This is a genomic window from Arthrobacter sp. Y3224055, assembly GCF_059090825.1.
Genome location: NZ_JBNHGB010000001.1, coordinates 1,014,117 through 1,033,662, shown reverse-complemented (window position 1 = coordinate 1,033,662; position 19,546 = coordinate 1,014,117). Strand labels below are relative to the sequence as shown.

The 19,546-nt window shown below is 69.3% G+C and carries 16 protein-coding genes; 15 read left to right on the top strand and 1 reads right to left on the bottom strand.

The window, feature by feature from the left end; all coding sequences use genetic code 11:
• Position 1 precedes the first annotated feature (1 nt).
• The 9 genes from AC5RTY_RS04950 (at position 2) to AC5RTY_RS04910 (ending at position 10,931) form a co-directional block, all read left to right on the top strand.
• A complete protein-coding gene (locus AC5RTY_RS04950; RefSeq protein WP_494065347.1) occupies positions 2-1,021 on the top strand; it encodes a PHP domain-containing protein in 1,020 nt (339 codons plus the stop codon).
• 107 nt (positions 1,022-1,128) lie between these two features.
• Positions 1,129-1,611 (top strand): transporter substrate-binding domain-containing protein, encoded by a 483-nt coding sequence (locus AC5RTY_RS04945; RefSeq protein WP_494065346.1) that lies wholly within the window; start codon positions 1,129-1,131, stop codon positions 1,609-1,611.
• A complete protein-coding gene (locus AC5RTY_RS04940) occupies positions 1,608-2,603 on the top strand; it encodes a cation diffusion facilitator family transporter (RefSeq protein ID WP_494065345.1) in 996 nt (331 codons plus the stop codon). Before AC5RTY_RS04945 ends, AC5RTY_RS04940 begins: the two co-directional genes overlap by 4 nt.
• A gap of 106 nt (positions 2,604-2,709) precedes the next feature.
• Positions 2,710-3,534 carry a fumarylacetoacetate hydrolase family protein gene (locus AC5RTY_RS04935; RefSeq protein WP_494065344.1) on the top strand — a complete coding sequence of 275 codons (825 nt, stop codon included), beginning with the start codon at positions 2,710-2,712 and terminating at the stop codon, positions 3,532-3,534.
• Between the two features lie 39 nt (positions 3,535-3,573).
• A complete protein-coding gene (locus AC5RTY_RS04930; protein WP_494139134.1) occupies positions 3,574-6,429 on the top strand; it encodes a helix-turn-helix transcriptional regulator in 2,856 nt (951 codons plus the stop codon).
• Between the two features lie 277 nt (positions 6,430-6,706).
• Positions 6,707-8,389: an ABC-F family ATP-binding cassette domain-containing protein gene (locus AC5RTY_RS04925; protein ID WP_494139133.1), complete on the top strand. Its 1,683-nt coding sequence runs from the start codon at positions 6,707-6,709 to the stop codon at positions 8,387-8,389.
• A 40-nt stretch (positions 8,390-8,429) separates the two neighbouring features.
• Positions 8,430-9,623, top strand: coding sequence for an MFS transporter (locus AC5RTY_RS04920; protein WP_494139172.1), 1,194 nt, complete (start codon positions 8,430-8,432; stop codon positions 9,621-9,623).
• 205 nt (positions 9,624-9,828) lie between these two features.
• Positions 9,829-10,647: a class I SAM-dependent methyltransferase gene (locus tag AC5RTY_RS04915; protein ID WP_494139132.1), complete on the top strand. Its 819-nt coding sequence runs from the start codon at positions 9,829-9,831 to the stop codon at positions 10,645-10,647.
• Between the two features lie 98 nt (positions 10,648-10,745).
• Complete coding sequence (locus AC5RTY_RS04910) at positions 10,746-10,931, top strand: PspC domain-containing protein (RefSeq protein WP_494065340.1); 186 nt, start codon at positions 10,746-10,748, stop codon at positions 10,929-10,931.
• Between the two features lie 12 nt (positions 10,932-10,943).
• On the opposite strand, the gene AC5RTY_RS04905 is transcribed toward AC5RTY_RS04910, so the two are convergent.
• Positions 10,944-12,701: an L-aspartate oxidase gene (locus tag AC5RTY_RS04905; RefSeq protein ID WP_494139131.1), complete on the bottom strand. Its 1,758-nt coding sequence runs from the start codon at positions 12,699-12,701 to the stop codon at positions 10,944-10,946.
• A 65-nt stretch (positions 12,702-12,766) separates the two neighbouring features.
• Here AC5RTY_RS04905 and AC5RTY_RS04900 point away from each other — a divergent pair, with 65 nt between their 5' ends.
• From AC5RTY_RS04900 to AC5RTY_RS04875, 6 genes are all read left to right on the top strand, one after another.
• A complete protein-coding gene (locus tag AC5RTY_RS04900) occupies positions 12,767-13,744 on the top strand; it encodes a LysR family transcriptional regulator (RefSeq protein ID WP_493967295.1) in 978 nt (325 codons plus the stop codon).
• A gap of 209 nt (positions 13,745-13,953) precedes the next feature.
• Positions 13,954-15,312 (top strand): protein kinase domain-containing protein, encoded by a 1,359-nt coding sequence (locus AC5RTY_RS04895; RefSeq protein ID WP_494139130.1) that lies wholly within the window; start codon positions 13,954-13,956, stop codon positions 15,310-15,312.
• 272 nt (positions 15,313-15,584) lie between these two features.
• On the top strand, positions 15,585-16,571 hold the full coding sequence (locus AC5RTY_RS04890; RefSeq protein WP_494139129.1) for an ABC transporter ATP-binding protein: 987 nt from the start codon (positions 15,585-15,587) through the stop codon (positions 16,569-16,571).
• 2 nt (positions 16,572-16,573) lie between these two features.
• Positions 16,574-17,422, top strand: coding sequence for an ABC transporter permease (locus AC5RTY_RS04885; RefSeq protein WP_494139128.1), 849 nt, complete (start codon positions 16,574-16,576; stop codon positions 17,420-17,422).
• A gap of 19 nt (positions 17,423-17,441) precedes the next feature.
• Positions 17,442-18,710, top strand: a complete 1,269-nt coding sequence (locus AC5RTY_RS04880) for a sensor histidine kinase (protein WP_494139127.1) — start codon at positions 17,442-17,444, stop codon at positions 18,708-18,710.
• Entirely contained in the window at positions 18,703-19,422 is a 720-nt protein-coding gene (locus AC5RTY_RS04875) for a response regulator (RefSeq protein WP_494139126.1), read from the top strand. The genes AC5RTY_RS04880 and AC5RTY_RS04875 overlap by 8 nt, the downstream gene beginning before the upstream one ends.
• Positions 19,423-19,546 lie beyond the last annotated feature (124 nt).

Below are 19,546 nucleotides of genomic sequence, written 5' to 3'. Positions count from 1 at the left end.
CATGGATCCTGTCGCCGCCCTGAACGAAATCGCCTTCTGGCTGGAGCGCGAACTCGCGCCCACGTACAAAGTGCAGGCGTTCCGGAAGGCGGCCGCCGTCGCCGGCGGGCTGGAGCCCGCCGAGCTGGCCGAGCGGGCGCGCACCGGCCGGCTGAAGAACATGAAAGGGATCGGCGCCAGCACCTTCGTGGTGATCCAGCAGGCGGTCGACGGCGAGGTCCCCGACTATCTGGCGAAGGTGCGGGAGCGCGCCGCGACACCCCTGGCCGAGGGCGGGCGCGAGCTGCACCAGGCCCTGCGCGGCGACCTCCACAGCCACAGCGACTGGTCCGACGGCGGCTCGCCGCCGGAAGCCATGGCCGATGCCGCCCGCTGGCTCGGCCGCGACTACCTTGCCCTGACCGACCACTCGCCGAACCTCACGGTCGCCAACGGCCTGAGCGCGGAGCGGCTGGCCCGGCAGCTTGAGCTGGTCGCGGAGCTCAACGATTCAGCCGACGCCTTCCGGGTGCTGACCGGGATCGAAGCCGACATTCTGGAGAACGGCCAACTGGACCAGTCACCGGAGATGCTCGACCGGCTGGACGTGGTGGTCGCCAGCGTGCATTCCAAGCTGAGGTCGGACCGGGGCACCATGACCCGCAGGATGCTCGGCGCCATCGAGAACCCGCGCACGAACGTGCTGGGCCACTGCACCGGGCGGCTGGTGAAGGGATCACGGGGAACCCGCCCGCAGTCGGAGTTCGACGCCGAACGGGTGTTCGCCGCCTGCGCCGAAAACAACGTTGCGGTCGAAATCAACTCCCGGCCCGAGCGGCAGGACCCTCCGGACGAGCTCATCCAGCTGGCCCTCGACGCCGGCTGCCTGTTCAGCATCGACAGCGACGCCCACGCGCCCGGGCAGCTGGACTTCCTCCACTACGGCGCCGAACGGGCCGCGGCAAACGGCGTCCCGGCCGAACGGATCATCACCACCTGGCCCGTGGAGCGCCTGCTCGAGTGGTGCCGCCAGGGCCGGTAGCCCGCCTGTAACTGCCTCCGACCCCGCCGGAAACGCCGACCGGGCCCGACGTCGGCAAGCCGCCCGGGCGTCCCCAAAACGGCGCCGCTTTAGCTATGGTCCTCAGTATGCTGAACAATTTTTCGAAGGCGCTCTTGGCGGTGCTGGCCATGCTGCTGATGACCTCCTGCGGGCTGCAGGTGCCGGCGGACCCGGAGGGGACGTTGGAGCGCATCAGCGGCGGTACCCTCCGGGTGGGCGTCTCGCACAACCCGCCCTGGACGGCAGTCCGGGACGGCGCGGAGCCCGCGGGTTCGGAGGCGGACCTGGTAAGGCAATTCGCCGCCGCCCGCGAAGCGACCGTCGCCTGGACAGCGGCCGGCGAGGAATCCCTGATGGGACAGCTCGAAGGCGGAGACCTGGACCTCGTCATCGGAGGCCTGACGAAAAAATCGCCGTGGTCGGACAAGGCCGCCCTGACCCAGCCCTACGCCGAGGGCCGCGCCCCCGACGGAGGCAAAGTGGAATACGTCATGGCCACCAGGATGGGCGAAAACGCCTTCCTGCGGGAACTGGAAACGTTTCTTCTCGACCGGAAGGGACGGGGATGAATACCAAATTCGGCCGGACCGAGCTGCCCGACGAGCAGGAAAAGGCCCTCCGGCGCGCTATCAGGCTCCAGTGGACCACCATCGCCGTGCTGGCGGTCTCCGTCACCCTGGTCGCCTTGGTCATGGGCAATTCGCAGGCGATGAAGGCGGCCTGGATCGAAGACATGCTCTCCCTCGCCCCGCCCATCGCGTTCCTGCTGGCGATGAAGATCATCAACCGGCCGCCCACCCGGAAGTACCCCTACGGGTACCACCGGTCGACCGGGATTGCGCATCTCGTGGCCGCGGTGGCCCTTTGCACCATGGGCGCATTCCTGGTGGTCGACTCCGGCATGGGCCTGCTGAAAGGGGAGCACCCGCCCATCGGATCGGTCCAGCTGCTGGGCCATACCGTCTGGCTCGGCTGGCTGATGATGGCCGTCATGGCAGTGACCGCCGTCCCTCCGGTCCTGCTCGGCCGGGCCAAGGAAAAACTCGCCGAGCAACTGCATGACAAGGTCCTCTATGCCGATGCGGACATGAACAAGGCGGACTGGAAGACGGCCGTCGGCTCCATCGTCGGGGTCGCCGGCATCGGGATCGGTCTGTGGTGGGCCGACGCCGCCGCGGCGCTGTTCATCGCCGGGGGAATTTTGCGCGACGGCTACAAAAACATGCGGGGCTCCGTCACCGACCTGATGGACAGCCGGGCCACCACCTTTGACGACTCGGAGCCCCACCCGCTGATCGAACGCATCGATGATTATCTGCGCCAACTGGAATGGGTGGAAGAAGCGGGCTCGCGTGTCCGCGACCAGGGCCATGTGCTGCACGTTGAGGCCTTCGTCGTCCCCCGCGACGGACGCGTCCCCTCGGTCGATGTCCTCGAAGAGGCGCGGGACGGCTGCATCGATCTGCATTGGATGATCCACGACACGGTCCTGGTGCCGGTCTCCGAACTGCCCGAGGAAGCAGGCGGAGCATCGGAGCGCCAGTCCGAAAGGAACCTCTGAACGCTCCCCGTGCGGCGCGCCCCACCGTATATCGTGCAAGGAGACCCTGCTGCCAGGGCCCAACAACATCACGACGGCGGCGCACGGCTGCCGCAAGGAGGTACAGATGCGTCTGGGGACAGTACGGCGGAACGGGACCACGCAGGCGTTCCGGCAGGACGGCGGCGTCACCGACTACCTGCCCGCCAGGGACGTCGGCGAACTGCTGAGGGGCGGGGACTGGCGGACCCTGCCCGGCGAGCGGGGCCCTGCGCCGGCGGCGTCGGAGCTGGACATGCCGATCCTGCATCCGGGCAAGATCCTCTGCGCCGGCCTGAACTATTACGCGCACGCCGAGGAAGTGGGCCAGGAGGTCCCCAAATACCCCACGATCTTCACCAAGTACCCGAACGCGCTGGTCGGCCCGGTGGACGACGTGGTGCTGCCCGCGGCCAGCACGAAGATCGACTGGGAGGCCGAGCTGACCGTGGTGATCGGTTCCCGGATCCGGTACGCCGATGCCGCCGCCGCCCGGGACGCGATCGCCGGTTACACGGTGATGAACGACGTCTCCGTCCGCGACTGGCAGGGCCGCACCTCGGAATGGTTCCAAGGCAAGAATTGGGACCGGATGACTCCGGTGGGCCCCGTCGTCGTCACGGCAGACGAGCTGGATCCGGAGGCAGGGCTGGCGGTGGAATGCGAGCTGGACGGCGTGTCCAAGCAGTCGGGCAACACGTCGGACCTGATCTTCTCCTGCGCGCAGCTGGTCTCCTACGTCAGCCAGTTCATGACCCTGGAACCCGGTGACCTGCTGGCCACCGGCACCCCGGCCGGCGTGGGACTGGCCCGGAAACCGCGTGAATGGATTCCCGCCGGAGCGCAGCTGGTGACGAGGATCGAGGGAATCGGCGAATTGCATAACCGCTGCGTGGCCGAAGAGCCGCGCTGAAACGTCGAATTTCTCCCTCCGGCGTCCTAGGATCAAGGAGTGGCACAAACACGGCTGTTTGGGCGTGACCGGGAGGTGGCGCAGTGGCGCGACCTCGCCACTGCTGTGGAATCCGGCCGCAGCATCGAACTGACCGTCAGCGGCCCGTCCGGAATCGGCAAGACATCCCTGCTGGAGACGGTGTGCGCCGAGGCCTCCGCGCGCGGCTGGAAACTGCTGCGGGCGGCCGGCGCCGCCCGCCGTTCGCTGCCCGGATCCATGTTCTGGCAGTGGTTCGCGCCGCTGGCCCAGCAGGTGCCGGACCACGGCCCGCCGTTCGACGGGCAGGGCCGGGTGCTGCATTCCTTCCTGACCTACGCGGGCGGTCCGCTGCACAAGGACGCCCTGACCTATTCGGCCTCCTGGGTCCTGCGTTCGCTGGCCCAGGAGGGACCGGTGGCCGCCGTGGTGGACGACGCCCAGTGGCTGGACGAACTTTCGCTCCAGTCGCTGTCCGACATGGCGGGCCTGCTGATCGACGTCCCGCTGCTGCTGCTGCGCGGGGTGCGTACCGGCCAGGGTGCGGAGCGCGGCGACGGCATCCTGGCGGACTCTTTGCTGCTGGATGCCGACGACGGCGGTGCCCGGGGCAGCGCCGCCCGTGCCGACGGCCGCGTGCACTGGCCGCTGCAACCGCTGGACCGCCAGGCCGTGGCCGAGTGGACGGCCAACCGCCGGCCCGCCGCGGACCACGACGTGGCGGCGCGCATCCACGCGGCGGCGGGGGGAACGCCGTTCTATGTCCACGAGCTCCTGGAGGGCGGCGCCGGCCCAACTCTCGATACCGCCGCAATCGGCAAGGCCCAGGCGGAAGCCGCCGTCCTTCAAGACCGCCTCGACCGGCTCTCGGCGACCGAGCGCGCCGTGCTGGACGCCGTCGTCGTCCTGGGGGAGGACGCGAGCCACCAACTCTTGGCGCGCATGACGGGGCTGTCGGCGGCGGACCTGACCCCGGTGCTGAAACGCCTCGCCGCCGCGCGGTTCCTGAGCGCCCTGCGTCCCCGCCCGCGGATCCAGCACGCCCTGGTGGCCGAAGCGGTGCTCGCCTCGCTGGAGCCCAAACGGCAGGCCGAACTGCATGGCCGGGCGGCGGCCGCCCTGATCGCACAGGGCAGCGAGAGCGCCGTGGTGGCGGGCCACCTCCTGGCGACCGAACCGGGCGCCGACCCTGCCTCGGCCGAGATCCTGCTCGATGCCGCCGGGGGAGCCCGCCGGATCGGCGCGGCGGAGTTCGCCGTCCGGCTCATCGAACGGGCCATGGCGGAGAACGGGCTGGCACCGGAGCTGCAGCGCCGGATCGTGATTGAAGCGTCGCTGGCCCATCAGGCCGCCGGCCGCCTCCCGCAGGCGGAGGTCCTGGGACGACGGGCGCTGGCCATGACCCGAGGCACCCGGGCGCGCGTAGAGCTGCTGCTGGAGTTCGCCGAGGCCCGGTATTCGATCAACCGGATAGAGGAAAGTGCGCGTTACTACAGCCAGGCCCTGAGCGAATTGGACAACGACGGCGACCCGCACACCGAGCTCAGGCGGCGGGTGGTTGCGCTGGCGACAGGGGCGGGGTTCCAGCAGCTGCAGTTCTCGGCGGAGTACCGCCAGGAGCTGGCGAGCATCCTGGCGCAGGACCCGGCGCACGACGGCCCGAGCGACCGGCTTTTGCTGGTGCAGGAGGCGCTGCGGCTGACCGTGACCGGAATCGATGCCAAACGCAGCGGGGAACTGGCCCTGCGGGCGTGCGCCGGCGGAAAGCTGCTGGCGGAGGTCGGCGCGGAGTCCAACATCATCAATTACGCGACCGGTGCGCTCAACGGCTCGGAACAGGACGCCGCGGCCTTGGAGCTGCTGGACGCAGCCATCGCGGAGGCGCGGGCCAACTCCTCGCCGATGGCGAACGCCACCCTGACCTACTGCCGCGGCGCCATCCACTTGAACCGGGGGCGGCTGCGGCTGGCCCAGATGGACCTGGAAACGAGCATGCAGGCGGCAGACACCGGCTGGCGGACGTACCTGGAGGTAGCCTGCGTGACGCTGGCCGAGGTCTACCTTGCCCGGGACGACCTGGCGGCCGCGGACGCCCTGCTCAAACGGGTCCCGCTGGCGGAAGAACGCGTGCCGCTGGTCCAGGCGATGGCGCTCCAGCTGCACGGAGTGGTGGCCGCCGGACACGGCGACCACCAGCTGGCGCTCGAGTACTTCGCCACCGCCATGGACCTCGGCGCCGGCCTGGGCCCGACACTGAACCTGTGGACGCGCAGCGCCATCGAATCCGCCGCCCGTGCCGGGCAGGCCGAATACGCCGCCGCGGTTGCCGCCGAACTGCTCCAGGAGGTCCGCTCCTTCGGCGCCCCGCGCCTGACCGGCACGGTGCTGCGGGCCGCCGCGCTGGCCGAGCCCGGGCCGGGCGCCGTCGTCATGCTGCGCGAAGCCATCTCGCTGCTCGAAGCCCACGAGGGCCGCTACCAGCTGGCGCTGGCCCTGGCCGACCTGGCCGAGATCTGCCTGGAGCCGGCGCAGGGCGACGCGCTGGCGGTGTTCAGGACGGAAGCGCTGGCGACGGCGCGCAAGGCGCTGGTCCTGGGAAACCGGATCGGGGCCGCCGCGGTGGCCCGGCGCATGACCCGCCTGCTCGCGCAGCAGGATCACCACCTGCCGCTGATCGCGGAGAACAAGGCCGACCGGCTGACGCCGGCCGAGTACCGGGTCTGCTCCCTGGCGGCCAAGGGGCTCACGAACCGCAAGATCGCGGCCGAACTGTTCATCACCATCAAGGCGGTGGAGTGGCACCTGTCCCGGTCGTTCGCCAAGCTCGGGATTGCGTCCCGCAAGGAACTGGCGGCCGTGCTGGACCGGCAGGACTGAACCCCGCCAGGGGGTTGGCGCAGCGGCACACCCTAGGTTTTCCTAACTAGGGTGGATTGATCTTTCAAACCGACGCCGCCGGGACCATGATTGAAGGTGTCAGCAACCGGAACGGGAGACCACACCGGAGGCGGCGGCACCAGGATCCGTGTTGGGGGGACCTGCCTTCGGGCGGTGGATCCGATGCCGCACACGAAATGGCTCGAAGTGAGTTGGCTAATGGGGAGGCCTGACTTTGAGCCATTTCGTATGCCCGCGGCCATGACAGACTGGATCCGTGGCCCATCTCGACGTCTCCAACATCGCCTATTTCCTCTCCGACGGCCGCCAGCTGCTCAACGGCGTCGGTTTCAAGGTCGGCGACGGCGCCAAAACCGCGCTGATCGGACCCAACGGCACCGGCAAGACCACCCTGCTGCGGATCATCGCCGGCGACATCGCCCCGGACGAGGGCGGGGTGGCACGCTCCGGCACCATGGGCATCATGCGGCAGTTCGTCGGCCAGGTCCGGGACGGAACCACGGTTCGCGACCTTCTGGTCGGCGCCGCCCCGCCGGCCCTCGCCGCGGCGGCACGGGCAGTGGATGAAGCCGAGCTCGCCATGATGGAGCACGACGACGAGCCCACCCAGATGCGGTACGCGCAGGCGCTCGCGGACTGGGGCGACGCCGGCGGCTACGAGCAGGAGACCGTCTGGGACGAGGTCACCACGGCCGCCCTGGGCGTGCCCTTCGACCGGGCGCAGCACCGCACGGCATCGACCCTGTCCGGCGGCGAACAAAAGCGCCTGGTGCTGGAAGCGCTCTTCGCCGGCCCGGACGAGTTGCTGCTGCTGGACGAACCGGACAACTATCTGGACGTGCCCGGCAAGCGCTGGCTGGAAGAGAAGCTGCGGGAATCCCGGAAGTCGGTGCTGTTCGTCAGCCACGACCGTGAACTGCTGGCCAATGCCGCCACCCGGATCGTCACGCTCGAACCCGGCGCGCTCGGGGCCACCGCCTGGGTCCACGGCGGCGGCTTCGAGAGCTACCTGCAGGCCCGGGACGACCGCAACGCCCGCTTCGAAGAACTGCGCAAGCGGTGGGACGAGGAGCACGCCAAGCTCAAGGAGCTGGTGAACATGTACAAGAACAAGGCCGCGTTCCGCTCCGACATGGCCAACCGGTACCACGCCGCCCAGACCAGGCTGGAGAAGTTCCTGGAGGCCGGGCCGCCGGAGGCGGTGCCGATCGAACAGAACGTGCAGATGCGGCTCAAGGGCGGGCGGACGGCCAAGCGGGCAGTGGTGGCCACCAAGCTGGAGCTGACCGGCCTGATGAAGCCGTTCAGCACCGAGATCTGGTTCGGCGACCGGGTGGGGGTGCTGGGGTCCAACGGCTCGGGCAAGTCCCACTTCCTGCGCCTGCTGGCCGGCGGCGGCACCGACCCGGAGAAGGAGCACCTGCCGGTCTCCGAGGTGCAGATCGCCGACGTGCCGCACGCCGGCACGGTCAAGCTCGGGGCCAGGATCCGTCCCGGCTTCTTTGCCCAGACCCACATCCGCCCCGACCTGCTGGGCCGTTCCCTGGTGGACATCCTGCACCGCGGCGACGACCACCGCTCCGGACTGGGCCGCGAGGCCGCGGCCGCCGTCCTGGACCGCTACGGCCTGGCCCGGCAGGCGGAACAGCTGTACGACTCGCTCTCCGGCGGCCAGCAGGCCCGGCTGCAGATCCTGTTGCTGGAACTCTCCGGCGCCACCCTGCTGCTGCTCGACGAGCCGACCGACAACCTGGACCTGCATTCCGCGGAGGCGTTGGAGCGGGCCATCGACGCCTTCGAAGGCACGGTGCTGGCCGTCACCCACGACCGCTGGTTCGCGCGCAGCTTCGACCGGTTCCTGGTCTTCGGCACCGACGGCAGGGTCTACGAGAGCGAAACCCCGGTCTGGGACGAGGAACGCGTTGTCCGGGAGCGCTGAGCCGCCGGGTGTCGGGGAGAACGTCGAGCGGAGCAAGGCCCTGAAGCGCGGGCCCGGCACACCGCCCGGCCCGGTCCGCGCCGCCACCTACGCGACCTTCGCCATCTTCGGGCTCAACGGGCTGGTCTTCGCCAGCTGGGCGGCCCGTATCCCGGCCGCCGCGGCGACGCTGGACATCAGCGCCGGCAGCATCGGCGCGCTGCTGCTGGCCCTCGGCCTCGGCTCGGTCATCTCGCTGCCCCTGGCCGGCCCGCTCGCCGCCAGGATCGGCACGGCCAACAGCGTCCGGGCCGGCGGGCTGATCGCGGCCGCCAGCGCGGCCGGACTCGCCGCCGCACTGGCGGCCGGCTCCTTTCCCGCCGCCGCAGTGGCGCTGTTCTGCTACGGCGTGGGCGTGGCCTGGTGGGATGTGGCGCAGAACATCGAGGGTGCCGACGTGGAGCGGAAGCTGCTGCGCACGATCATGCCGAAGTTCCACGCCGCCTTCAGCCTGGGCGCGTTCGCCGGAGCCATGATCGGCGCCTGGCTCTCCGTGCTCGGGGTATCGCTGGCCGCCCATCTGGCGGTTCTGGCGGTGGTGGTCGCGGCCGCCACGTGGGTGGTTCCGCGGGCCTTCCTGCCCCACCGGCCCCAGCATGACGACGACGGCGGGGCCCGCCCCGGCCGCTTCGCCGCCTGGCGGGAACGGCGCACGGTGCTGATCGGCGTCGTCGTCCTCGGGGCCGCCCTGACCGAGGGCGCCGCCAACGACTGGATCGCCCAGGCCACCGTCGTCGGGCTCGGCGCCACCGAGGCGACGGGCGCGGTCATGTTCGGGGTGTTCGTGGCCGCCATGACGCTGCTGCGCTTGGCCGGCGGGCGGTACATCGACCGCTGGGGACGCGTGGCCGTGCTGCGGGTCAGCCTCGGCACGGCCCTGGCCGGCCTGCTGCTCTTCGTACTGGCGCCGAACCTGCCGCTGGCCTTCGCCGGGGCCGTGCTCTGGGGTGCCGGCGCGGCCTTGGGCTTCCCGATGGGCATGTCGGCGGCCGCAGACGATCCCGCCCAGGCCGCGGGCCGGGTGTCGGTGGTCTCGACCCTGGGCTATGTCGCGTTCCTGGCCGGCCCGCCTCTCCTCGGGTTCCTGGGCGAACAGGTGGGCCTCCGCAACGCCCTGCTGGCCGTCGCCGCGGTGATGGTCGCCTCGCTGCTGACCGCCCCGGCCGCCCGCGAGCAGCGCCGGCCCCGGAGCTAGGCGCGCGCAGACGCCACCCGCGAACAGCGTGGGCCCCGGACCCAGGCGCGGCCACGAACAATCCGCGGCCCGCCTAAGGTGCGGCGCAGCGCAGGTTCGGCCCGCAGCCCCCGCATTCAAACTTTTTGCTGGAAATTATCCGGCCCCGGACCCATCCTTGAAGAACCCCAAAACGAGGGGCCTTCAATCGCAGGAGGCAAGGGCCATGAGCAATCAACCGGACGATTCGGGGATCAAGGCAAAGCACCGGGCCATGTGGGCCCTCGGCGACTATCCCGCCGTCGCCACCAAGGTGATCCCGGCGCTGGGCACCGCTCTCGTCGAGGCCAGCGGCATCCGGAAGGGTGACCGTGTTCTGGACATTGCCGCCGGTTCCGGCAACGCGGCCATCCCCGCGGCGCAGGCAGGGGCACAGGTCACCGCGGCCGACCTCACTCCCGAACTTTTTGAGCAAGGGCGCCGGCTGGCCGAAGAGGCAGGCGTCTCCGTGGACTGGCAGGAGGCCGACGCCGAGAACCTTCCGTTCGGCGACGGTGCTTTCGATGCCGCGATCTCCTGCGTGGGGATCATGTTCGCCCCCAACCACCAGGCCAGTGCCGACGAACTCGTCCGCGTGCTGCGGCCCGGCGGCACCATCGCCCTCGCCAACTGGACGCCGGAAGGCTTCATTGGCCAGATGTTTGCGACCATGAGGCCTTACGCACCCCCGCCTCCTCCGGGGGCGCAACCCCCGCCGCTGTGGGGCAACCAGCAGCACGTGCTGGACCTGCTCGGGGACCGGGCCACCGACGTCGTGGCCAGGCGCGAAAAGCTGCCGGTCGACAGGTTCGCCACCGCCGCGGAGTTCCGCGACTTCTTTAAGGCCACCTATGGCCCCACCATCAACACGTACCGCTACATTGCGGACCAACCCGACCGGGTCCAAACCCTCGACGAGGAACTCGAAGAACTGGCCCGCCGACACGATCTCGGCGACGGCCGGATGGAATGGGAGTATCTGTTGTTCACGGCCCGCAAGAAGTGATTGCGCTGGAGGCGGCCGGGAAGCGGGATCGGTGCCTCCGGGCCGTTTCCGTCGCGGGATGCTGTTCGGAAACCGGTTTCGGTTACTAGACTGTGGCCATGGCTGCTGCATTGGTTCGTCCCCGGAACGGCAAGCTGATCGCCGGTGTCTGCGCGGCCCTGGCCGCCCGCTTCGGCCTGCCGAAAGTGCTGGTGCGTCTCGGGTTCGTGATTTTCGGACTGGTCGGTGTCGGGGAACTGGTGTACATCGCGCTGTGGATCATGATCCCCAAGGCTCAGGTGTAGCTTCGCGCAGGGCTACTCGACGAGCTTGCCGGCCATCGAGTCGTCGGCGTCGGCTTCGGCTAGGGACCGGAAGGAGTCCGGGGCAGGGGGCAGGGCCTTGAAGCTGACTCCCTCGGTCGGGGACCACACGAAGTTGCCCTGCAATGACGGATCCATCTCGGGGAAGTCCGCACGGTTGTGGCAGCCCCGCGTCTCACGCCGCTCGAGGGCGCACTCGAGCGTGGCCCGGGCCGCGAGGAGCGAGCCCAGCAGGTCGTAGGCGTGCGCCAGGTCGTCGAACCCGGCGATGTCCGGGTGCGCGGTGACGTGCCGCGCCCGTTCTTCGAGGGCGGCAAGCCTGTTCAGGCCGTCCTGCAGCCCCTGCCCGGTGCGCACGACGCCGGCGTGCTCCGTCATCAGGTTGCGCACTTCGCGCTGCAGTCGCCGGGCCGACTCGGTCCCGCGCTCACTGAGCAGGGCCTGCATCTCGGCGCGGGCGGACTCGACGGCGGAGGGGTCCCGGCGGACGGTGGTGCGGGAGGCGGCGTACTCTGCGGCGTGCCCGCCGGTGATGCGTCCGTAGACGAGCAGTTCGATCAGCGAGTTCCCGCCCAGGCGGTTCGCCCCGTGCAGACCCGAGGACGCCTCGCCGATCGCGTACAGCCCGTCCACGCCGGTGCCGTGGTCCTCCGGGGCCACCCACACCCCGCCCATGGAGTAGTGCGCGGTCGGGGCGATCTCCATTTTCGTGGTCGTGATGTCCACCATCTGCAGGTCGATCAAGGTTCGGTAGACCCGCGGCAGCTTCTGCAGGATAACCTCCCGGGGCAGATGGGACACGTCCAGATAGACCCCGCCCTTCTCGGTTCCCCGGCCCGAGGCGATCTCGGTATATCCGGCCAGGGCCACCCGGTCGCGGGTGGAGAGCTCCATGCGTTCGGGATCGTAGCGCTCCATGTAGCGCTCGCCGAGCGCGTTGGTGAGGATGCCGCCTTCGCCGCGTGCTGCCTCCGAGACGAGGGTGCCGGCAGCATCGTCGGGCTCCAGCAGTCCGGAGGGGTGGAACTGGACCAGCTCGGCGTCCCGGATCCGGGCTCCGGCCAGGGCCGCCAGGCGGAAGGAGTCGCCGGTGTTCTCGTCCCGCCGGGAGGAGGTGTGGCGCCAGATGCGGGTGTGCCCGCCGGCGGCCAGGATCACCGCGTCGGCGTGGATCTGCACGGGCGTGCCGTCCACGACGTCGAACCCGTAAGCGCCGAAGATGGTGCCGTCCGCCACCAGCAGGCGGGTGATGTAGATGCTGTCGATGATCTGCACGTTCAGTTCGGCCGCGCGGCGCATCAGGGTGCGCTGGATCTCCAGGCCGGTGTAGTCGCCGGCGTAGGCAGTACGGCGGTACTTATGGGCGCCGAAGAAGCGCTGGGAAATCCGCCCGTCTTCCTCCCGGGCGAAAGGCATTCCCCACCTCTCCAGGTCCTCGATGCCGCCGGCCGCATTGCGCGCCACGGTTTCCACGATGACCGGATCGGCCAGGAAATAGGACTCGCGCAAGGTGTCGGCGGCGTGCTGCTGCCAGCTGTCCTCGGGATCCATGGTGGCCAGCGCCGCGTTGATGCCGCCGGCCGCCAGCGTGGTGTGGGCGTCGTGCTTGCGCCGCTTGCCCACCGCCAGCACCTGGACCCCGCGCTGCGCCAGTTCGATCGAGGCGCGCAATCCGGCACCACCGGTACCGATGACGAGGACAGAGGTGGACAACAGTCGCTCGGCGGCGTGCTTTGTGCTCATATCTCCCATGCTAGGAAGGCGGGTATCATGAGTCCAATGCATTATCTGGATAGAACTGATGCGAAAAGGCTATGATGAAACTCGAGCAATTGTCCTCCTTTGAGGCCGTGGCCCGGAACGGCCACTTCACCCGTGCCGCCGAGGAGCTCTTCCTGGCCCAACCGTCCCTGAGCCGACAGATCGCCGCGCTGGAGGCCGACGTCGGCACCAAACTCTTCCGCCGCGGACCGGCCGGGGTGACGCTGACCGACGCGGGCGAGGTGCTGTTGCCCATCGCGCGGCGGATGCTGGGCGACGCGCGGTTCGCCCGCGAGCAGATGGACGAACTGGCCGGGCTTCGGCGCGGCCACGTCCGGCTCGGCGCCCCGCCTACCCTGTGCGTCTCACTGGTTGCCGACGTGCTGGCGGCCTTCCGGGCCGCGCATCCCGGAGTGGACCTGCACATCACAGAGGGCGGCTCGCGCTCCCTGGTGGACGCCCTGAACGAGAACGCCCTGGACCTTGCCCTGATGGTCACCCGCGGGGCCGAACCATCCGTAGCCGGCACCGAGCTGATCCCCCTGCTTTCCGAGGAACTGGTGGTGATCTCAGCCGCGGGCTCCCCGATGCCAGGACATGGGCAGGAGCAACGGGGCGGACGCCCGAACCGGGCCGAGCTCACCCTGGCGGAGCTGGCGGAGATCCCTCAAGTCGCGTTCAACCGCAGCTACGACCTGCGCGTGGCCACCGACGCGGCCTTCTCCGCTGCGGGACTTACCCCGACGATCGCCGTCGAGGGCGCCGAGATGGACGCAGTGCTCCGGTTCGTGGAACGGGGGCTGGGGGTGGCCGTGGTTCCGGCCATGGTGGTCATCGACCGCCCCACGCTGGACAGCACCCGCCTGGTGAGCCCCCACCTGACCCGGACTGTCAACTTGGCCCGGCGTACCGACGTCCCGCCCTCGGCCGCGGCAGCGGCCATGCAACAGTTCGTCTTCGAAACCGTGGACCGACTCGCCGCCCCAGGCACCGACCTCTCGCGACTCGTGACCGTGACGCCGCGTCGCGGATGAGCTCCCATCAGGCAGCAAAGCGGACTCGCTCAACGGACTCCTTCTGCTGCCCGGTGGAGCGGGCAGAGCTCCATAAGCCGGTCGTACACGGGCAGAAAGCCCAACCGCTACCACGACGGGCCGCCGCTGCACCGTAAGATGCTAAGGGTGCTGTTAAACAGGCAGCCGGGAAGCAGGAGACGTTGGCGCCTCATTTAGATCGATCCGGAATGCTGCTCGACGGGCGCTACCTGCTCAAGGAGTTGGCAGGTACCGGAGCGAACGCCAAGGTTTACCGGGCTCGAGATGAGATTTTGGGGCGGGAGGTAGCCGTCAAGGTTATTCAACGGCCCACGATGGACGAGGAAGAATTCCACCGCGACAACGCGGAGATCAAGCTTTTGGCCCGGCTAAACCACCCGAATCTGGTCACCCTGCTGGACGCAGGCATCGACAAGATCGAAGCCGGACATCCGCAAATTTATCTGGTGATGGAACTGATCGAAGGCGCCGACCTGAGGGTGCGGCTGGCCGAAGGTGCCCTCCCGCCCCGCCACGTTGCCCAAATCGGCCGCGAATTGGCCGAGGGACTGGCCTACATCCACAACGCCTCGGTGGTCCACCGCGACGTAAAGCCGGGCAACATCATGCTCTTCAATTACGACGACGACGGCTCGCGCCTGCGCGCCAAGCTCGCCGATTTCGGAGTCGCCATGGTGGTTTCCGATGATGCCCATGTTCCGGGGGTCTACGGGACAGCTGCCTACCTCAGCCCGGAGCAAGCGAGGGGCGAACCGATAGGCCCGGCCAGCGACATTTATTCGCTGGGCCTGGTTCTGCTGGAATGCCTTACCGGCCAGGCTGCCTTTCCCGGCCCGCCGCTGGAGTCGGCTGTTGCCCGTTTGCTGCGTGATCCGGACGTCCCCGCAGGATTCGGGCCGGAGTGGGCGGGGTTGCTGACCGCCATGATGGCACGTGAACCAGAGGAACGGCCCACAGGGCGGGAGGTGGCACTGGCATTGGCTGATTTGGGGCTCGCCCTCCGGGGCCGGCGTAGGGTGGACGCCTCCATAATCCCTGTAGACGAAGCTCAACGTATGGAAGCGGTTCGACGCTACGAGATCCTGAACACCCCGCCGGACGGAGCGTACGACCGCATCACCGCACTGGCCTCCCGCCTTCTCGCCGCCCCGATTGCCATTGTCAGCGTGGTGGACCACGATCGCATCTGGTTCAAGTCACACCACGGCCTGGACGTCGAGCAGATCGACCGGGAACCCGGACTCTGCGCCTCGGCCATCCTGCAGCACGGACCCTGGGTCATCAATAATGCGCCCGCGGATCCCCGGGCGTTTGCCAACCCGCTGGTGGCCAGCGACTTCGGGTTGCAGTTTTATGCCGGCGTCCCGCTGAGAACCCGGGACGGGTTCAACCTGGGCACCCTTTGCGTACTGGACTTCGAACCGCGTGACTTCAGCGACGAAGATACCCAGACGTTGGAGGACTTAGCCGCCCTGGTGATGGACGACTTGGAGTTGCGCCTGGAAAGCCGCCGGTACCAAGCGCCCCCTGCCGCTGTGGCGGTCTGAGCAATTCTGGCGAGGCCCCGTGCCGCCAAGGCCCCGGCAGCATGCGGGCACCTCTTCCAGTACGTAGCAGCGTTCCGGGAACGGTCAGGGGCCGCTCAGGGCCTCCCCCGGTAACGCGCGCCTGCTCACGGCACGTAGCGTCATCCGTAAGGACGATCCGGCCGGACGCGAAGATCATCCCGCAGTGCGGTGTGCGGTCGGCCGGCACTCCGTAACGTATTCAGTGGCCCCGGGAATCCGGGCGCTACTCCAATCCACGAAGGACGGTTCACATGATCGAGGCACAGGGCCTGGTCAAGGTCTATGGAAACAAACCGGCAGTGCAGGGCATCTCCTTCACCGTGCAGCCGGGCCGGGTGACCGGCTTCCTGGGGCCGAACGGCGCCGGCAAGTCCACCACCATGCGCATGATCATGGGCCTGGACCGTCCCACCGCCGGTGACGTCCTGGTCAACGGCAAGCACTACGCCAAGCACCGGGCCCCGCTGCGCGAGGTCGGCGCCCTGCTCGACGCCAAGGCAGTGCACACCTCCCGAACCGCGTACAACCACCTCCGGGCCATGGCCGCGACCCACAGCATCCCCACCAAGCGGGTGCATGACGTGATCGAGCTGACCGGCCTCGGCGCGGTGGCGAAGAAGCGGGTCGGCGGATTCTCGCTCGGCATGGGGCAGCGGCTGGGCATCGCCGCAGCCCTGCTCGGTGATCCGCAGACCGTCATCCTCGACGAGCCGGTGAACGGGCTGGACCCGGAAGGCGTCCTCTGGGTGCGCAACCTGGTCAAGGCACTCGCCGCGGAGGGGCGGACCGTGTTCCTCTCCTCGCATCTGATGAGCGAAATGTCGGTGACCGCGGACCATCTGATCGTCATCGGACGCGGCCGGATCATCGCCGATGCGCCCATCCAGGACATCCTCAACAACCGGGCGCAGCGGGTGCGCGTACGCACCGACCGGCCCGACGTCCTCACCCGCGCGCTGGCCGGCGAAGGGGTCACCGTTGAAGCCCGCGAACCGGAACTGCTGGAGGTCAGCGGCGTCCCGGCGCGGGCCATCGCCGAGACGGCCCTCGCCCAGCAGGTGCTCGTCTACGAGCTGACCCCGCTGCAGGCGTCCCTGGAGGAGGCCTACATGGACCTGACCAAGGACGAGGTTGAATACCACTCCGGCCCGGTGGCCGATGTACACGACAACGCCGGCAGTGCAGGGTCGGGACGGCATGCTGCCGTCGCCGCCGGCGTCGGCCAGGAAGGAAAGTGACCATGAGCGCTGCAACACTGACCCCGCAGGCGGGCCGTGTCACCGGCCCCGGCGTGAGCTTCCCCCGGACCTTGAAGAGCGAGTGGATCAAGTTCACCACGCTGCGTTCCACCTGGGTGCTGCTGGCCACCACCGTCGTGGTGATGGTCGGCATCGGGCTGCTCGGCGGCTGGGGAGTCGCCACCGGGATGGAGCAGATGGAGGCCGCCGGCCAGGATCCGGCGGCGGCCGGCATGGATTCGTCCATCCTCTACCTCATGACCAGCGGCGGAATCGACTTCGGCCAGCTGATCATCGGGTCGCTGGGCGTGCTGCTGATCGCCTCCGAATACTCCACCGGCATGATCCGCTCGACCATGACGGCGGTGCCGTCCCGGCTGTCGCCGCTGTTCGCCAAGGCGCTGGTCGTCGCCGTCGTCGCGGCCGTCGTCGGAATTGCTTCCAGCTTTGCCACCTATTTCCTGCTGCAGCCGATCCTGGCCAATTACGGCAGGGAATTCGGGCTCGACGTGGAGAACCTGGTCCAGTCCATGCTGTTGTCCGGCCTTTACCTTGCGGTGGTGGCGCTGATGGCGCTGGCGCTCGGCTCCTTGCTGCGCAACAGCGCCGGCGGCATCGTCACGCTGGTCGTGCTGCTGCTGGTGCTGCCCATCGTCGCCCAGATCATCCCCTTCGACTGGGTGCAGGACGGCGTGATGCCCTACCTGCCCTCCAACGCGGGACGGCAAATGCTCATGCTCGAAACGGCCGACGGCGACCTGACCCAGTGGCAGGGCGGGCTGGTCATGGCCGCCTGGGCCGCAGTGCTGCTGGCCGGGGCGGCCGTGACCACCAAGACGCGGGACGTCTAGGCGCGGCCGGGCACGACGCGTGACTCACAAAGCCTCGGTGAAGGAGGCGGCGGAACGAACGGCCGCCGTCTCCTTCACCGAAATATCGTCCAGGCGCCGGGGACCGATCCGGCGCTACTTCCATACCCACCCCGTGGTGATGGACTGGGTACTGGTCGGCATCCACGTGCTGTTCGGCCTGCCGAATGCCTTGATCACGGCGGTCGCCGGCGAATGGCCGCCGTTGCTATTGCTGCTGGCCGGCGGCGCCGCGCTGGTCTGGCGGCGCCGGTCGCCGCTGCTGGTGCTGGCTGCCATCGCCCTGGTGGACTTTCTGATCGTGGTGCTGACCAGTACCGGCAGCGGCTCCTTTGCCATGTGGTTCGCCGTCTACACGGTCGCCACCGCCCGGCCGGCGGTCCAGGCCATCATCGCAGCTGTCCTCGCCGCCGTGCCCATGCTGGTGGGGATGGGCGTCCGGATGCCACCGGAGATCGTCAAGCAGATTGCCCTCGGGCAGGTCCCGAGCTACGTCGGATTGGTCACCGGCCTGGTGCTGGTCCTGGCCAACGTCATCGCCGCGGGCATCGGGGTCACGGTGCGCCGGGACCGCCTCCACGACGCCGAACTCCAGCGCTGGGCCACTGACAACGCCCGGCTGGCGTCGGCGACCGAACGCACCCGGATCGCCCGGGAGATGCACGACGTCGTGGCCCACTCGCTCTCGGTGATGATCGCGCTCTCGGACGGCGCCGCCGTCGTCGCGCGCAAGGATCCGGAACGCGCCGGCCAGGTCCTGGACCAGCTGTCGGCGACCGGCCGGTCGGCGCTGGCCGACATGCGCAGGGTGCTGGGGGTGTTGCGCAGCGAGAACGGACGCGACGCGGCTCCGCTGGTACCGGTCCCGTCGGGAGACCAACTGGCCGGGCTGCTGGACGGCTTTCGCGCCGCGGGCTTGCCGCTGCGCACGGTCATGGCAGGACCGGCCTTGCCCGAGGACCAGAATTTCAAGCTCACCGTGTTCCGCATCGTGCAGGAGTCGTTGACCAACGTGCTGCGCTACGCCAAGGACGCGTCCCGGGTGGACGTTGCGTTGATCCGCGACGGCGACGCCGTGCACATCACGGTGGCTGACGACGGCCGGCCGGACGGGCCGGCCGATTCACTCGGCGCGGGGCAGGGCCTGCACGGCATGCGCGAGCGGACCGCCATCTATGGCGGCCGCGTCGCCGCCGGTCCGCGGCCCGGCGGTGGTTGGATGGTGGAGGCAACCCTGTATTGGCCCGGAGAGGAAAACACGAGTGTCTGACAGCGCGGATGGGAGCCCGGCCGGGCCGGTGAAAGTGCTGCTGGTGGACGACCAGCCGCTGCTGCGAATGGGCTTCAAGCTCATCCTGGAGGGCGAGGACGACGTCGCCGTGGTGGGGGAGGCGTCCGACGGCGCCGAGGCGCTGCGGTTGGTGCATGACCTTTCGCCCGACGTGGTGCTGATGGATGTGCGGATGCCGGTCATGGACGGAATCGAAGCGACCCGCCAGATCGTGGCCGCGGGGCTGTGCGCGCGGGTGATCATCCTGACCACCTTCGACCTGGACGAGTACGCCTTTGCCGGGCTGCAGGCCGGGGCCAGCGCCTTCCTGCTCAAGGACGTGGCACCCGCGGAACTGATCCAGGCGGTGCGCCTGGTCGCCAGCGGCGACGCCGTGGTGGCGCCCCGGGTGACGGCGCGGCTGCTGGAGACCTATGTGCGCGGCCTGGCCCCCGGCGGCAGCCCGGCCGCCCCGCCGCAGCGCGACCCGTTGCTGGACGACCTGACCCCGCGCGAGCTGGAAGTGCTGCGGACCATCGCGGAAGGTCTTTCCAACGCGGAGATCGCCCACCGGTTTTTCCTCTCGGAGGCGACCGTCAAGACGCATGTCCGGCGGATCCTCGCCAAGCTGCACCTGCGCGACCGCGTGCAGGCCGTCGTGTACGCGTACGAGACCGGGCTCGTGGTGCCCAGCTTGGGGCTGGACTACTGACTGCGCCGATCCCCGGGGCGCTCCCGGCCGCCAGCCCCTGTGGGCGCTTTCGGCCGCCCGGCGCTGTGGAGGACCGGTCGGGGGCGGCGGATTCACGAGCCCGGACCGTCGTCCGGTACCATTG

What these genes read in the sequence shown, in the direction of transcription:
- AC5RTY_RS04915 (WP_494139132.1), top strand. Translation starts at nt 9,829, where the DNA reads ATGAGCAATCAACCGGACGATTCGGGGATCAAGGCAAAGCACCGGGCC.
- AC5RTY_RS04890 (WP_494139129.1), top strand. Translation starts at nt 15,585, where the DNA reads ATGATCGAGGCACAGGGCCTGGTCAAGGTCTATGGAAACAAACCGGCA.
- AC5RTY_RS04945 (WP_494065346.1), top strand. Translation starts at nt 1,129, where the DNA reads ATGCTGAACAATTTTTCGAAGGCGCTCTTGGCGGTGCTGGCCATGCTG.
- AC5RTY_RS04910 (WP_494065340.1), top strand. Translation starts at nt 10,746, where the DNA reads ATGGCTGCTGCATTGGTTCGTCCCCGGAACGGCAAGCTGATCGCCGGT.
- AC5RTY_RS04895 (WP_494139130.1), top strand. Translation starts at nt 13,954, where the DNA reads ATGCTGCTCGACGGGCGCTACCTGCTCAAGGAGTTGGCAGGTACCGGA.
- AC5RTY_RS04900 (WP_493967295.1), top strand. Translation starts at nt 12,767, where the DNA reads ATGAAACTCGAGCAATTGTCCTCCTTTGAGGCCGTGGCCCGGAACGGC.
- AC5RTY_RS04905 (WP_494139131.1), bottom strand. Translation starts at nt 12,701, where the DNA reads ATGGGAGATATGAGCACAAAGCACGCCGCCGAGCGACTGTTGTCCACC.
- AC5RTY_RS04885 (WP_494139128.1), top strand. Translation starts at nt 16,574, where the DNA reads ATGAGCGCTGCAACACTGACCCCGCAGGCGGGCCGTGTCACCGGCCCC.
- AC5RTY_RS04950 (WP_494065347.1), top strand. Translation starts at nt 2, where the DNA reads ATGGATCCTGTCGCCGCCCTGAACGAAATCGCCTTCTGGCTGGAGCGC.
- AC5RTY_RS04940 (WP_494065345.1), top strand. Translation starts at nt 1,608, where the DNA reads ATGAATACCAAATTCGGCCGGACCGAGCTGCCCGACGAGCAGGAAAAG.
- AC5RTY_RS04935 (WP_494065344.1), top strand. Translation starts at nt 2,710, where the DNA reads ATGCGTCTGGGGACAGTACGGCGGAACGGGACCACGCAGGCGTTCCGG.